Genomic DNA, 13,972 nt, shown 5'->3' with positions numbered 1-13,972 from the left:
GCCGCACCCGAGTCGGATCTTGCTCGACCGGGCTCGATCGTAGATCGTCGCGCGCCAGGTTCGGAGCGGTGCGGCGCTGATGGGTGCCGCACCGCTCGTCTTCCGGTGCGTTGCTAGCCGCGGTGCACCAGTCTGAAGTCCTTCCAGGTGACCTGGTCGGCGCGGACGACCGTCGTGCGAGTCAGCGTCGCGTGATCGGGCGCGGAGGCACGCAGAGTGTGCCGACCCGGGTGAGCCTGGAACAGGATGTAGAGACCGTCACCGATGGCCGGGTCCTCCGGTGTGGCGGCGGTGACCGCTTGGCTGTCCGGGGCGGAGGTGTCGACGACGGTGGCGCCGACCAGCCCGGATCCGGTGCCCGCCGTCCGGACCGTACCAACGGCCAGGCCGCCCGGAACGGCTTGCAGGGAGCGGGCCTGGACGGTCACGTCGTCGATCGCCCAGTAGTACCCCCAGTCCGCGACGAAGTGGAAGCGCAGCCGTACGGACGACTTTCCGGCGAACTGGCGCAGCGGCACACGGACCGTCAGATGGCCGACGGTGTCGCTCACCTTCGGGCCGGCCCACACGTTCTCCCAGCTGGTACCGCCGTCCGTGCTGGCGTCCACCGTCATGTGCTGCTGGGTGAGGTTGGCCGTGTAGGCGGTCTTGAAGCTGAGTTCCGCGGACTGAGCGGCCGACAGGTCGTAGGCGGGACTGATCAGTTCGCTGTTCTGGTGCGGTCCGAAGGGTCCCTGGTCGCTCTCCACCACGGCGAAGGAACCGCTGCCGCCGGTGGTGTTCCCGCGCTGGATCGGATCGTCGAACTGCCAGCCGTTGCTGGTGCCGTCGGCGTTGGACACGGACCATCCGGCAGGTGCGTGGTCCGGGGAGTCGAACGCCTCGGCGTGGTCGGTGCGGCGTGGCGTGTAGCCGACGGCGTCGGCCGCGTCCGGGTCGGCGGTCAGGGCCATGCGGGCGGTCACCGCTGTGCTCTTGACCGTGACCGAGCGGGTGAGGGGTTCGTAGCCGGGCAGGGCGGCGGTGACGTCCAGCTTGTAGTCGGCTCCCTTGGGCAGTGCGATGTCGTACTCACCCGTCACCGGGTCGGTCCAGGCCGGGGCCTCGGGCGAGCCTTGGACGGAGAGCCGGGCGTAGAGCGGCCAGCCGTGACCGGAGCCGTCCTTCACCGTCCCGCGGACGTGGACGCGAGGTGTCGGCCGGAGCGTGAAGTCGTGGGTCACGGTCTGACCGTCGGCGATGTCGAGGCTCAACGGGGCTGTGGTCCTGTAGCCGAACCGCGTCACGGTCAGGCCGTCGACCCGGCCGGCGGGCAGGTTCAGGGTGTAGGTGCCGTCCTGAAGGGTCGTGGCGACGTCGGCACCCGCCCCGACGGTGGCCCCGGCGACCGGCTTGCCGGTCGACGCGTCCTTCACGACGCCGGAGAGGGTGCCGCTCGGGCCGCTGCGGAACGCGGCCAGGCCGCCGGGCGTGCCGAGGCCGGTGGGACCGTCGTATCCCGAACCTGCCGTGCACAGGTACGCGGTGTCGCAGGAGCCGTTCGACCCGCTGGTGATGTCGTTCAGACCCGCGCCGCCGGCCGCGTAGGGGTAGGAGTTGGGGTAGGTGCCGGGGCGCGGGGAGCCCGCCAGGGCGTAGACGGCCGCGATCACGGGGGTGGCGACACTCGTGCCGCCGTAGCGCTGCCAGCCCGTTCCGGTCGAGCCGAAGGTGGAGTAGACGGCAACGTTGTCAGCGACGGCCGAGACGTCTGCGACGCTGCGTCCGGCGCAGCCGGTGTCCGTCTGGAAAGCGGGCTTGGCCTGGTGGGTCGCACATCCCGAGCCCGGTCCGTAGGCGTCACGCTTCCAGACGGTCTCGGACCATCCACGGGGGCTGGCGGGGTCGGCGACCAGGTTCGTGCCGCCGACCGCGGTCACCGTGGACAGGTTCGCGGGGAAGGAGACCCCGTAGCCGTAGTCGCCGCTCGCGGCGACCACCGCGACACCGGGGTGGTCGTACGAGGCGCCGTAGGTCGGCTGGTCGCTGTCGAGGTCGCCCTGCCTGCCGTAGGAGTTGGAGACGAACTTGGCGCCCATGGCGACGGCTCTGTCGACGCCGGCGGCGAGACGGTCGAGCCCGTCGTTGTCGGTCTCCACGAGGAGGATGTGCGCCTGTGGCGCCGCTGCCGACACCATCTGGAGGTCGAGGGCGATCTCACCGGCCCAGAGCTCGTTCGACCTGGGGTAGTCGGTGCCGCCGCGCTGGTCGACCTTGGTGAAACAGCCGTTGGCGGTGGTGCAGGGCGGCAGCCCGTACTGGGCGCGGTAGACGGCGAGATCCGCCTCCGCGTTCGGGTTGTCGTAGGCGTCGACGATGGCGATCGTCTGGCCGGCCCCACCGTCGGCGGGCAGGTTGTAGGCACTCTGGATGTCCTGCGGTCCGAGCCCCGCGGGAGGCGCCGCCGCGCTCCGGTGTGCTGCCGGAGCCGGGTCGGTCGACCGCATGGCGTAGCAGGCCGCGTGACCCTTGGCCGGCGTGCCGCAGACCGGTACGAGGTCGGTGTCGGGCGCATCGGCGGTCGTGCGCAGCCTCGTCGGGGCTGTGGCCGGGCTCGGGTCCGCGCCTGCCGCCTGGGCGGTGGGCTGGACACCGAGCAGGACCACAGCGGCGACGCCCAGGGCCGCGGTGGCGCGGCGCAGGACGTGAGAAGCGGGCGGCCCGCTTCTCACGCTCTTGGATATTTTCACGTATCACCCGTCGTGACATGCCCTTGAAGAAAGGGCCGGTGGCAGGGAGTGCGCATACATCGATGCGCAGCGCCCTATTAGTTGTCGCCGACAGGTGACTGTCAATGAATTCGTTGGTACGGGCGCAGGTCTTGGAACTTCCTTGCCGGAAAAAGGGGGCACGACGGGAGTTTTGTCGTTCCGGGTCGACGGGCGGGCAGGCCGAGGCGCGGTCGCGCCTGGCGTGCAGGCCCGACTCATCACCCTAAGGGCAGGGCGATTCCGTAGAGTTGGTGGCCTTTGACCGATCTCTGGAGCTCTGGGGAGATGGTCTCGGGGTCGGTCTTCCCACTTGTGCAGTCGCGCGAATGTCACGTGCTCCCGCCATTGTCGCGGCGTCCGGACGGCTGCAGAATTACTCCGGTCCGTATGCTGCTCGCTGGTTTCTTCAATGCTGCGGTCGCTGTCCAAAAAACGGTGAAGCCTGATTCTTTCGTCTTGACTCGTGTCGCAGTCCGGACGAAATTCGAGGGTCGTATTCGGAGAGGGCTCGCGCACAGTCGATACGGTGAATTCCGAGCCCGTACGGCGCCCCCCCGACGACCGCTGGAGGCGGAGTGGTACCGCTGGTACCATGGGGGCCATGTCCGGTGAGCCGAAGGCGATGAACCTGCGCTTCCCCGACCCCGAGCAGCGTGCCGCGATCGCGGCCGCCGCGCGGCAGGAGGGGGTCAGCATGCAGGAGTACATCCTGTCCGCCGCCTACGCCCGGGCGACCGCGGTGGAGCAGCGCTTCCTGGAAGGATTCAGGGAGTCGATGGCCCGCAGCGGCGCCGCATTCGCCGCGGAACCCGGAGGCCTGGACCCCGATCCGAAGCAGCGAGCCGCCGAACGCGAGGCACGGCAGGAACTCGAAGGACATGAGCCGGGGCGAGGGCACGCCGCGTGACCTTGCCCGAACCGCACCCGCTCGACGTGTCCTTCCTCCTCCACGCCGCCGAGTTGCTCGAAGGCGACCCCCAGGTCGACGACCTGGGGCCGCTCTATGCCGCTGTCGCCCGCGTCGACGCCCGCGCGATGGAACGCGACATCTACGGCTCCCTCCATCTCAAGGCGGCCGCCCTCCTGCAGACCCTGGCGAAACTGCCCTGCCTGGAGCACTCCAACGAGGCCTTCACCTGGCACGCCACCGAGGCATACCTCCTGCTCAACGAACAACGCCTCGACTATCCGCCCAAGGCGGCCGTCGCACTCGTACGGGACGCGGCCTCGGGCGCACTCGGTGTCGCTCGCATCGCCCGTCAACTCCGGGGCTGGGCAGCGATCTGACGCCGAAGGCCGCCATGAGGGTGCGACTTCCCTGTGCCGCCGGCGCACCTTGGACCGGCACGACACTTTGCTCGCCTGCTGACCTCGCGGGTTGCCGTGCAGACAGGCGATCGCGTCACTGAGGTGCTGCCGCGTGCCGCAGCAGAAAGTCGCACAGGACTCCCGGCGAACCGGAGGTGACACACAGCCGCACTCGGCCGTCGGCGCGAACGACTGCCAAGCTCGCGTCCGGGCTCATGCCCGACGGGGGACGTTCCGGCGTGAGACTCACCGACCCGCCACGGTCATCGAGCGACCAACGTCCAGCCCCGCTGAACCCCTTGTCCGGCGATCCCTCGACCGGCAGTCCCACCGCGGAGAAACGTCCGTCGGCGGCAAACTCGACGTGCCCGGTAAAGCCGTCCTCCACATCCCAGGTCCCGAGGAGCGAGGAACGGGAGGAGAGGACGACGAACCGGGGCTGCGCCTCATACCGGTCGATGAGACGCCAGGCAACACCGGCGATGAGCACAGCGATCAAGGAAGCGAGCGCCGCGGGACGTCGCCACCGCGTCGCCCGCTGTCTTCCGTCCCTCACTGCCATGCCCCCACCCCATGCCTGATCATGAATGGGGACAGTGTGCCAAAGGGCACACCGGTGAGCGTGACCGCGGTCGGCCACAACTCGCGGCAGGACAGGCCCGCCGGCCGGGCCTCCCGCTCGCGGGTCGCCGATCCGGCGTCAGGCGTAGCGGTCGAATAGGGCCTGGAGGTATCCCTCCAGACGTCGGGCCAGCAGGGCGGGCGCCAGATCGGCACGGCCCACCTCGCGCCAAGGGACGGCGACCTTCTCGGCGTCGGGAGCGAAGGCCAAGGCGTCCAACAGCCGCCAGTAGAGATGGGCGGCGCCGTCTTCGGTCAGTGTCCCTCCCGCCGCGAGGTAGCGGTCGGCGAAGTGCATGCCCGCGGAAACCCCGTGCAGCAGGGCCAGCGCGGTCGAGCAGTGGGCCACGTCCAGGTCGGCCGGCCCCCAGGAGGTCTCCACCCAGTCGACGACGCCGCTGATCCGCACACCGTCGCCGTCGCCCGTGAAGAGGACATTGCCGGGATGGAAATCACGGTGCAGGAAGCATGCCCGGTACTCCGGGGGCTCGCCGCGGATCACCTCCACGGCCCGTGCCCACAGCTCAGGCCGATCGGTGTCTTTGGGTGGGCTCACCCGCTCGGGAGAGGTCCACGCCTGATAAGTACGAGGCCGTGCCCCGGCAGTCACCGGCAGCCGGTGGATGCGCAGCAACTGGCGGGCCAGCAGTTCGGCACGCAGATCGGCCCCCTCATCGCCCAGCCGCACGGTCCCGGGCAGCAGGGACATCAGCAAGGAAGGGTGATCGCAGTACTGCGCCGGTGCGTCCACCGCCACCAGCCCGGCTGCGGGCACATCCGTGCCCTCGAGCAGGCGCAGAACGGCTGCCTCGCGGGTCAGCAGACCCTCCGCGTGCCGAACGAAGAAGGGCTTGACGAACGACCGCAGAACCAGCGAGCGTCGACCGCCCGGCCCGCCGATGTCCAGACGGCGCATCTCCGACGTCCATCCGCCACGCAACCGCGCGACTTCCTCGATGCGTTCGGCCTCGGACAGCGCCTTCTCCACCCAGGCGCGCGTCGCACCCCAGCCGTGGTCCTCAAGATCGGAGCCGATGCGCTCGGCCCCCTCGCCCGCAACCATGGATGCAGGCTATCCACCCCCGCGACGGACACAATTGGCCAGCCCTCCCACACCTCTTGGCAGTTGCTCCCCACAACTGAACTCGGCATGAGCGGCAGAGTCCCCCTGCTATGGTGCGCCGATGTCAGCGATCAAGAAGTTCCAGGTCACCTTCGACTGCGCAGAACCCGAGCGGCTCGCTCGCTTCTGGTGCGAGGTGCTCGGGTACGTCGTACCGCCGCCGCCGGAGGGGTTTGCCACTTGGGATGATTACCGGCAGTCGCAGCCACCTGAGCAGCGGGATTCATGGTTCGCCTGCATAGACCCCTCGGGAGTGGGTCCGCGACTGTACTTCCAGCGCGTCCCCGAAGGGAAGGCCGCCAAGAACCGGCTGCATCTTGATGTGCGGGTCGGCACCGGTCTCGTGGGCAAGGAGCGCCTCGCCGCACTTGAGGCCGAATGCGCGCGACTGGTCCCGCTCGGCGCGGTACACGTGCAAACGCTGTACGACGGCACCGACTCGTGCATCCCGATGCAGGACATCGAGGGCAACGAGTTCTGTATCGACTGAGCGCTCTGCCAGCCGGGGATCCGGGGATCCGTCTCCCTCGGACATCTCTCGTCGCGCATGGGACGGGAGGCCGGGCGGGCTCCCGGCCCGGCGGCCATCGTGTTCGTGGCGGTTCGCCGAGGTGCGGAGCCTCAACTGTCCTGGATGCGGCGGGCCTCGGCTATGAGCTCGGCAGGCAGATTCGGGCCGGCACAAGCGAAATCGATCAGCAGGCTCCGGTACGAGTCGTTCGGCAGATTCGGTGTCAGCTCGATGAGTTCGCCCAGGTCGGCAGGCGAGCCGGTGAGCCGTGCGCGGTAGGCGGCCCCGGCCGCGCGAAGCGAGAGCTCACCAGGCTCGTACGTCATCCCCTGATCGATCAGCCGGACCGCGGAGGCGAAGTCGCCCTGTTCGGCATGTACGTCGGCCAGGTCGAGACAGAGCGACCAGTTCGCCGGGTCCAAGGCGAGAGCGCGCTCGAACGCCGCCACAGTCTGTTCAGGATCACCCAACTTGCGCCATGTTCCCGCTCGCACGACTTCGGTCAGCATGACCCGCTCGACGGAGTCCGCCTGGTCGCAGAGGGCGAGCGACTCATCGGTGAGACCGCATGCCCGGAGCAGGATCGCCATTTTGGCCATCGCATCCGGCGACGGCCGGCGGGCCGAGACGATGTCGATGGCTTCGAACCAGGGCCGGAACCGTTGCCGCGTGCTGTCGGTGTCCAGATCGTGGCCGTAGTCCATCGTCCGCATCGCGGCCTCGGCCACGGCGTCACCACTCACCCCATCGAGAAATCGTCCATCGCCGAACCAGGGGGCTGCGGTCCACGGGATGTCGGGTCGCGCACCCGTGACCGATCCGATCGCCAGCGCCGCGGTGTCCATGTCGCCCTGGAGGTAGCTGATGTACGACTGCGCCAGTACCGTCCTCAAGGAGTCGGCATCCCGAACGACCTCGGCCACCTCCGACGGCCTGTCCCGCCACAACTCGGCGAGGACCGCATAGGGCTCGGGGTTCTCGGGCGCGGAGGCGATGGCACCCGCCACATAGTGCACGGCCGCCGCGGGGCTGCCCCCGCAGTGCGCCAACACCCGTGCGAGACCTACTCCACCTGCCAGAGCCCGATTCGACATCGTCAGAGGGTAGCCCGGCTCCGGACCTCGGCGTGACCCGCCCCTCGGCGACGGCGGCGGTCATGTCCGCGGGCAGTCGGCTCCCCAATTCGTCGACCAGGTCACCGCGTCCGATGCCACCGCGAATGCGGAGAGATGGTGCAGTCCGGACAGCCATGCCCTGGCCTGGACGCCCATCGAATACGCGGCGGTCGCCACCATGTCGGCCTCCGTGAGGGACGTGCCCGTCACGGTCAGGGAGGCCAGACCGCCAGGGGGTGGAGCCCCGGTGTGCGGGTCGACGATGTGACAGCCGCGTTCGGCGGGGCCCGAAGTGGCGACGGCGAGCGGGCCCGCGCTGTGCTCGACGAGTGCGGCGAGCTTGCCCGGCTGGAGCGGGTGGCTGATGCCCACGCGCCAGGGACCGCCGTGCAGTTGGATGTCACCACCGCCGTTGAGGCAGAGGTGTTCGGCCCCGGCGTCACACAACAGCTTCGCCGCCCGTTCCACCGCCCAGCCCTTGACCAGGCCGCTCGGGTCGAAGCCGCCGTCGCGCCAGGCCGCGAACCAGCCGTCGGTACGTCGGTGTGCCTCGGCGCACAGGACGAGGACCTCGCGCAGTTCCGGCTCCCACTCCTCGGGCACCGGTTCGCCCCGCGTGACGCGGCTGACGGCGCTGTCGGTACGGAACGGCGAGAAGACCGCGTCGATGTGGCACAGCAGCGCCTCGACATCGTCAAGTGCTCTGTGAAGAGAGGGAGTCGGCGTGTCGCGTACGGTGCAGGAGAACACGGTGCCCATGGTGTGGACGACGCGGTGCAGGGGCGCCCCCGTGTCTTCAGCCATGTGCTGCCTGGTCCAATGCGCTCTGCAGCGAGGAGATGTAGCCCTCGCTGGTGTAGGACGCCCCGGACACGGTGTCGATGTGGACGCTCTGCGCGTCCAGGGTTTCCTGCACGAGGGTGGGTATCGCCGTGGAGTTGATCTGCTGACTGCGCGGATCGCCGTCGGGTGCCTGAAGAGCTCGTGCCGCGGTGATCTTCGAGCCGTCCAGCGTGAGTTGCACCTGGACGGGGCCGTAGCGAGTCTGGACCGTCGAACCGCTGACCGTGCGCCTGCCGGAGGACGAACCGGATCCGGAGCCGTCCGCCGAGGGCGCGGTGGAGGGCGTGACGGCGGACGGGGCGGCGACATGATCCACGTGATGAGGCTTGAGAGAAAGAGCGAGAACCGTCACGGTGATGGTGGCGACGCAGGTCAGAACCGTGCGTCGGACGGAGTGGGCGCGCATGGCAGGGCTCACAGTTCGAAGGACTCGTAGTGGATACGTGCGGCCGGTACGCCTGCCGCGCGCAGGGCGTCGTACGCGGCGAGCGACAGACCGTGCGGGCCGCACAGATACACGTCGTGCCGGGCGAGGTCGGGCAGCAGGGCCCGCAGCCGGTCCGCGGTGATCGGGACGCGGCGCCCGTCCGGGCCGTTGAGGGCGTAGACCAGGCGGGCCCCGCGTGCGGCGGCGATCTGCTCCAGCTCGTGGCGCAGGGCCAGCTCCTCGGCCGTCCGGCCCCGGTAGAGCAGGGTGAGGCCGCCGGGCGCCGCGGGCAGCGTCTCGAAGAGCGTACGCAGCGGGGTGATGCCGGTGCCGCCGGCGATGAGCAGGACCTTGTCCTGCCTGCGGCGCTCGGCGGTCAGCGCGCCGTACGGGCCTTCCGCCCACACTCGGGTGCCGCGGCGCAGCGTGGCGACGGCCGCGCTGTGATCTCCGAGCGCCTTGACGGTGATCCTCAGCCATCCGTCACGGGGAAGGGCGGAGAGCGAGTACGGGTGTGAGGCGTGCCACATGCCGGGCGACAGGAACCGCCAGCGCAGGAACTGACCCGGCTTGACGTCGAGCCTGTCCAGTCGGCGACCGCGCAGCCACACCGAGTACACGTCGGGTGCCTCTCGTACGACGGCTTCCACGCGCAGCCGGTGACGTGCGTTGAATCGCACCGGCATCAGCACCCGGAACCAGACGACCAGGCTTGCGACCGACACATACAGCGCGTACCACGCGGTGCGGGCCGGTGCGCTACCCACGAAGTCGGCGCCGAGCGCGAGCTGGTGGGAGAAGGCGAGGAAGACGGCACCGTAGGTCGCCAGGTGAAGGTAGTACCAGGTCTCGTAGCGCATCCGGCGACGTACCGCACGCATCGAGGTCCAGCCGACGGCGAGCAGGGCCGCGGCACCCGCCGTGCCTTTCAGCATCTCCGGCAGGTCGAACACCACCGTGGTGAACTCGGTGACCGGGTCGGTGTGCGCCTGCGCCGCGTAGCCGAGGGTGATCAGCACGATGTGGCCGATGAGCAGGCCGACCGTCCAGCGTCCTGCCGATGCGTGCCAGCGAGCGGTGCGGTCGCTGCCCACTCCGTTCTCCAGCCACGGCACCCGCGCCATCAGGGCGACGAGAAGGGCGCACATGTACCCGCACAGCAGCCCGGTGATCCGGCCCGCGCCGGTCAGCCAGCCGTCCGCGCCGACCACGGAGGCGGTGTCCCGCCACCACAGGGCGAGGACGGCGATGCCGCCGGCCCAGGCCGCGGCCAGCAGCGGCACGGCGGGCGACCGACGGCCGGTCCGCTGCGGCGCGCGGTGCCGCACGGGCGGCGGGCTGTGGGTTGCGGCGGCCATCGGCGGCTCCTCACGGGGGTTCGGGCTGCCCACTGTGGTGCGGCAATCTCTGAGTGGGCTCTGAACCGGGGCCGTGATCGGCACGCTCATAGGAAACTCAGAGCGGACCGAGAGATGCTGGAAGAGCCATGAACCCACGCCCAGCGGCCTTGACCCGCCCCGACGGCACACCCGTACGCGTCCTCGTCGTCGATGACGAACCCGACCTCGCCGAGGTCGTCACCGGCGCGCTGCGCTACGAGGGCTGGGAGGTGCGCTCCGCCGCCACCGCGCGGGCCGCCGTGCGCGAGGCCCACGAGTTCCAGCCGGACGCGGTCGTCCTCGACATCATGCTGCCCGACCGCGACGGCCTCTCCGTGCTGCGCGAGCTGCGCGCGGAGCAGCCCCATGTGTGCGTGCTCTTCCTCACCGCCCGCGACACCGTCGAGGACCGCATCGCCGGCATCACGGCGGGCGGCGACGACTACGTCACCAAGCCGTTCAGCCTCGGGGAGCTGGTGGCCCGGCTGCGCGGACTGCTGCGCCGAGCCGGCATGACCAGGGAACGGGCCGCGGCGTCCCTCCTCGTCGTCGGCGACCTGGAGATGGACGAGGACGCACACGAGGTGACCCGCGGCGGCGACCCCGTCGAGCTGTCGCCCACCGAGTTCCAGCTCCTGCGCTGCCTCATGCGCCACCCGCGCCGCGTCCTGAGCAAGACGCAGCTGCTCGACCTCGTCTGGTCCTACGACTTCGGCGGCCAGGCCCATGTCGTGGAGCTGTACATCTCCTATCTGCGCAAGAAGATCGACGCGGGCCGCGAACCCATGATCCACACGGTGCGCGGCGCCGGCTACGTCCTCAAGCCGGCGGGCGGCCGGTGAGGCGGCCCCGCCTGCACACGCTGCGGGCCCGGTTCACCGCGGGGCTCCTGGTGCTGCTCGCCGTCGGCTGCGCCGCCGTCGGCATCGCCGCGGTCCTGGAACTGAACGGCTTCCTCACCGCCCGTCTCGACCAGCAGCTCTCCGACACCGGCAGCGTCTTCGCGGCGAGCCTGGAACACCAGGGCACGGGCCGCGACGACCACGACGGCGACGAGCACGGCGACACCCGCCGCCAGACCACCGGCACCCTGGGAGTGCGCCTCGTCGACGGACACGTCACCAACGCCGCCGTGGTTCGCCCGGGCAGCGACACGACCGACCTGGTCACCGTCGACCTCAGTGGCGGTGACACCCAGGCACTGGCGGCCGTGCCCACCGACGGGCACGGCCACAGCGTCGAGCTGTCCATGCCCGGCGACTACCGGGTGATGGCCTGGCCGGGGCGCGACGGCGACGTCCTGATCACCGGCCTGCCGCTGGAGCCGGTCGAGGCCGCGGTGCACCGTCTGGAACTCGTCGCCGGCAGCGTCTTCGGCCTGGCACTGGCCGGCGCGGGCATCGCGGGCGCCCTCTGGGTGCGCTGGTCGCTGCGCCCGCTCAGCCGCATCGCCGGCACCGCCACGCACATCAGCGAACTCCCGCTGGCCAGCGGCGAAGTGGCCCTGCCCGCACGCGCCCCCGACACCCGCCCGCGCAGCACGGAGGTCGACCAGGTCACGCTGGCGTTCAACCGCATGCTCGGCCACGTCGAGAACGCCCTCACCCAGCGCCAGCGCAGCGAGGAACGACTGCGCAGCTTCTCCGCTGACGCCAGCCACGAACTGCGCACCCCCGTCGCCTCGGTGCGTGGCCACGCCGAACTCGCCCTGCTCCACCCAGGGCCGGTGCCACCCGAGGTGACCCGCGCCCTGGAACGCATCGCCGCCGAGTCGGGCCGGATGGGCGCCATGGTCGACGACCTGCTGCTGCTCGCCCGTCTCGACGCGGGCCGCCCCCTGGCACACGAGCCGGTCGACCTGACCCGGCTCCTCCTGGACGCCGTCACCGACGCCCGCGCCGCCGGGCCCGCACACCACTGGTCACTGGAACTGCCCGAGGAACTCGTCACCGTGACCGGCGACGCCCACCGCCTCCAGCAGATCCTCGCCAACCTCCTCGCCAACGCCCGCCTGCACACACCGCCGGGCACCAAGGTCACCACGGGCCTGACAGCGGCCCAGGACTCCGTCGTGGTCACCGTGACCGACGACGGGCCCGGCATTCCACCCGCTCTGCGCGAGCACCTCTTCGAACGGTTCGTGCACGGCGACGGTCCACGCCGCGACGACGGGGGTGGCACGGGACTCGGCCTGTCCATCGTCGCCGCGGTCGCCGCCGCCCACGGCGGCACCGTCGTCGTGGCGAGCGAACCAGGCGCGACCAGGTTCACCCTGCGTCTGCCACGGCAAGGAGCCGGCTCCGGCTAGGAGCGTGTCCCGGTAACGAGCAAGGGGCCCGCTGGCCGCGATCGGTGGGATCAGTCGCGGCCGTCCCGTGGGCACCTGTGAGGCCGTGGCTGGGTGCTGCCCGGCAGGTGTTCGGCTGGTAGGGCTCGTGGCGTGGGCCAGGCGGTCTGGCTGGTCAGCCGGTCAGGGCGGCGAGCCAGGCGTGTCGGAAGATCTTGCGGAGGTTGTGGCAGGCGGCGAGCAGGCGCCACTCGCCGCGGGCGCCGTCCTCGCCGCGGAGGAGGAGTTGGCGGCCGTTCTGGCAGGTCATGATCTGTCCGAAGACGGGTTCGACGATGGCATTGCGGCGGCTGTATGCCTTCCGGCCGGGCTTGGTCCGCAGTTTGCGGGCCATGCGCTCCTTCAGTGTGGCGTCCTTGGGGATGCGTCCGCGTGGTCCGGGCGGGACCTGCTCGTCGTGGGCGAGTCGGCCGGTGGCCATGAACGTGTCGATACCGCAGCCAAGTTGGCGCTCTCGCACGGCCTCAAGGTTGTTCTCAGAGCAGTACCCGGCGTCGACCAGGGCCTGCCTGGGGTGGACGCCGGTGTTGTGGGCGGACTGGTCGAGCATCGTGGTGTAGTTCAGTGCGTCGGAGGGGTTGGTCGTCACGTCGGCGGCGGTGATGACCTGGTGTTCCTCGTCGACGACGGCCTGGGCGTTGTATGCCTGGATGTAGGCGCCGTCGCCGTTCTTTATGATCCGCGATTCGGGGTCGGTGAAGTTGGCCTGCGCCTTGGGCTTGGGACGCGCCTTCGCGGCGGCCCCTTCCCCGGCGTCGGTGACGGCTTGCTCGTCGCTGCTGCCGACACGTTCCTGGCGGTGGCGTTCCTTGTCCTCGGCGTGGGCGCGGGCCTTGTCGGCGGCCTCGGCCTCGATCTGCGCGCGGGCGGCCTGCAGCCTGGCCAGGCGCTTCTCACGCCGGTCCAGTTCGGCGGGCAGATCCATCTCATTGCCATCGGGGCCGAAGGTCTCATCCTCGGCTTCGTCGGTGACCTCCGTGTCGGCCAGCAGGCCCTTGGCCTTCGCTTCCCGCTGGGCGATCCCGGCCTCGATCTGCTCTTCCTCGTCGATCAGGCGGCCGTAGCTCATCGCCTTGTGCTTGGAGACGCGGGCCTCCAGTTTCGTGCCGTCCAGGGCGACGCGTCCCATCCTGACCATGCCGAGCTTCTGCGCGAGGCGCAGGGACTGGGTGAACAGACCGGCCAGTGCCTCCAGGTGGCGGCGGCGGAACCGGGCGATCGAGCGGAAGTCCGGTTCCTGGCCGGCAGCCAGGAACCGGAAGGCGACGTCGTCGGACAGTCGGCGCTCGATTGCCCGTGAGGAGCGCACTCCGGTGGTGTAGCCGTAGATCAGCAGCCGCACCATCAGCCGGGGGTCGTAAGGCGGGTAGCCGCGCTTTTCGGTGTAGCCCGCCATGACGGGCCCGAGGTCGAGCACCTCGTCGACCAGGTCCGCGACGAACCGGGCCAGGTGGCCCTCGGGTAGCCAGTCGTCCAGCGACGGCGGCAGTAGCAGGACCTGATGCGGATCGAACGCCCGAAACGTCTTGTCCACCGCTGCCGGACGAC

Annotated in this window: 13 protein-coding genes; 5 read left to right on the top strand and 8 right to left on the bottom strand. The window is 70.3% G+C overall.

The window, feature by feature from the left end:
• Positions 1-113: 113 nt before the first annotated feature.
• The gene (locus tag ACZ4IF_RS14840; protein WP_467562829.1) at positions 114-2,711 is read right to left on the bottom strand and encodes a carboxypeptidase regulatory-like domain-containing protein; all 2,598 of its coding nucleotides are present in this window, start codon (positions 2,709-2,711) and stop codon (positions 114-116) included.
• 661 nt (positions 2,712-3,372) lie between these two features.
• Between ACZ4IF_RS14840 and ACZ4IF_RS14835 the strand changes: the two genes are divergently transcribed.
• Both ACZ4IF_RS14835 and ACZ4IF_RS14830 read left to right on the top strand, forming a co-directional pair.
• Positions 3,373-3,657 (top strand): type II toxin -antitoxin system TacA 1-like antitoxin, encoded by a 285-nt coding sequence (locus tag ACZ4IF_RS14835; protein ID WP_345654785.1) that lies wholly within the window; start codon positions 3,373-3,375, stop codon positions 3,655-3,657.
• On the top strand, positions 3,654-4,037 hold the full coding sequence (locus tag ACZ4IF_RS14830; protein WP_467562827.1) for a fic family toxin-antitoxin system, toxin component: 384 nt from the start codon (positions 3,654-3,656) through the stop codon (positions 4,035-4,037). Before ACZ4IF_RS14835 ends, ACZ4IF_RS14830 begins: the two co-directional genes overlap by 4 nt.
• A gap of 115 nt (positions 4,038-4,152) precedes the next feature.
• Here the strand turns inward: ACZ4IF_RS14830 and ACZ4IF_RS14825 are convergent, their stop codons facing one another.
• Positions 4,153-4,557 carry a hypothetical protein gene (locus ACZ4IF_RS14825; protein WP_467562825.1) on the bottom strand — a complete coding sequence of 135 codons (405 nt, stop codon included), beginning with the start codon at positions 4,555-4,557 and terminating at the stop codon, positions 4,153-4,155.
• A gap of 201 nt (positions 4,558-4,758) precedes the next feature.
• Positions 4,759-5,742, bottom strand: coding sequence for a phosphotransferase family protein (locus ACZ4IF_RS14820; RefSeq protein WP_467562823.1), 984 nt, complete (start codon positions 5,740-5,742; stop codon positions 4,759-4,761).
• 121 nt (positions 5,743-5,863) lie between these two features.
• Between ACZ4IF_RS14820 and ACZ4IF_RS14815 the strand changes: the two genes are divergently transcribed.
• On the top strand, positions 5,864-6,292 hold the full coding sequence (locus tag ACZ4IF_RS14815) for a VOC family protein (protein ID WP_467562821.1): 429 nt from the start codon (positions 5,864-5,866) through the stop codon (positions 6,290-6,292).
• Positions 6,293-6,423: 131 nt separating this feature from the next.
• Here the strand turns inward: ACZ4IF_RS14815 and ACZ4IF_RS14810 are convergent, their stop codons facing one another.
• The 4 genes from ACZ4IF_RS14810 to ACZ4IF_RS14795 form a co-directional block, all read right to left on the bottom strand.
• Positions 6,424-7,329: a tetratricopeptide repeat protein gene (locus ACZ4IF_RS14810; protein WP_467562819.1), complete on the bottom strand. Its 906-nt coding sequence runs from the start codon at positions 7,327-7,329 to the stop codon at positions 6,424-6,426.
• 138 nt (positions 7,330-7,467) lie between these two features.
• Positions 7,468-8,232 carry an FAD:protein FMN transferase gene (locus ACZ4IF_RS14805; RefSeq protein WP_467562817.1) on the bottom strand — a complete coding sequence of 255 codons (765 nt, stop codon included), beginning with the start codon at positions 8,230-8,232 and terminating at the stop codon, positions 7,468-7,470.
• Positions 8,225-8,587: an FMN-binding protein gene (locus tag ACZ4IF_RS14800; RefSeq protein ID WP_467562815.1), complete on the bottom strand. Its 363-nt coding sequence runs from the start codon at positions 8,585-8,587 to the stop codon at positions 8,225-8,227. The genes ACZ4IF_RS14805 and ACZ4IF_RS14800 overlap by 8 nt, the downstream gene beginning before the upstream one ends.
• A gap of 98 nt (positions 8,588-8,685) precedes the next feature.
• The gene (locus ACZ4IF_RS14795; protein ID WP_467562813.1) at positions 8,686-10,056 is read right to left on the bottom strand and encodes a ferredoxin reductase family protein; all 1,371 of its coding nucleotides are present in this window, start codon (positions 10,054-10,056) and stop codon (positions 8,686-8,688) included.
• Positions 10,057-10,184: 128 nt separating this feature from the next.
• Here ACZ4IF_RS14795 and ACZ4IF_RS14790 point away from each other — a divergent pair, with 128 nt between their 5' ends.
• Together ACZ4IF_RS14790 and ACZ4IF_RS14785 are read left to right on the top strand one after the other, a co-directional pair.
• Positions 10,185-10,919: a response regulator transcription factor gene (locus ACZ4IF_RS14790; RefSeq protein ID WP_359497535.1), complete on the top strand. Its 735-nt coding sequence runs from the start codon at positions 10,185-10,187 to the stop codon at positions 10,917-10,919.
• Positions 10,916-12,385, top strand: a complete 1,470-nt coding sequence (locus tag ACZ4IF_RS14785) for a sensor histidine kinase (RefSeq protein WP_467562811.1) — start codon at positions 10,916-10,918, stop codon at positions 12,383-12,385. Before ACZ4IF_RS14790 ends, ACZ4IF_RS14785 begins: the two co-directional genes overlap by 4 nt.
• A 154-nt stretch (positions 12,386-12,539) precedes the next feature.
• Here the strand turns inward: ACZ4IF_RS14785 and ACZ4IF_RS14780 are convergent, their stop codons facing one another.
• Positions 12,540-13,958, bottom strand: a complete 1,419-nt coding sequence (locus ACZ4IF_RS14780) for an IS1182 family transposase (RefSeq protein WP_467562809.1) — start codon at positions 13,956-13,958, stop codon at positions 12,540-12,542.
• Between the last annotated feature and the right edge of the window lie 14 nt (positions 13,959-13,972).

Source organism: Streptomyces sp. NPDC025784 (assembly GCF_055558435.1).
Note: the sequence above shows the minus strand (reverse complement) of the source record. Positions and strands in the feature narration are given on the sequence as shown.

Coding starts and splice junctions, on each gene's coding strand:
- ACZ4IF_RS14820 (WP_467562823.1), bottom strand. CDS start 5,742: ATGGTTGCGGGCGAGGGGGCCGAGCGCATCGGCTCCGATCTTGAGGAC.
- ACZ4IF_RS14795 (WP_467562813.1), bottom strand. CDS start 10,056: ATGGCCGCCGCAACCCACAGCCCGCCGCCCGTGCGGCACCGCGCGCCG.
- ACZ4IF_RS14815 (WP_467562821.1), top strand. CDS start 5,864: ATGTCAGCGATCAAGAAGTTCCAGGTCACCTTCGACTGCGCAGAACCC.
- ACZ4IF_RS14835 (WP_345654785.1), top strand. CDS start 3,373: ATGAACCTGCGCTTCCCCGACCCCGAGCAGCGTGCCGCGATCGCGGCC.
- ACZ4IF_RS14805 (WP_467562817.1), bottom strand. CDS start 8,232: ATGGCTGAAGACACGGGGGCGCCCCTGCACCGCGTCGTCCACACCATG.
- ACZ4IF_RS14790 (WP_359497535.1), top strand. CDS start 10,185: ATGAACCCACGCCCAGCGGCCTTGACCCGCCCCGACGGCACACCCGTA.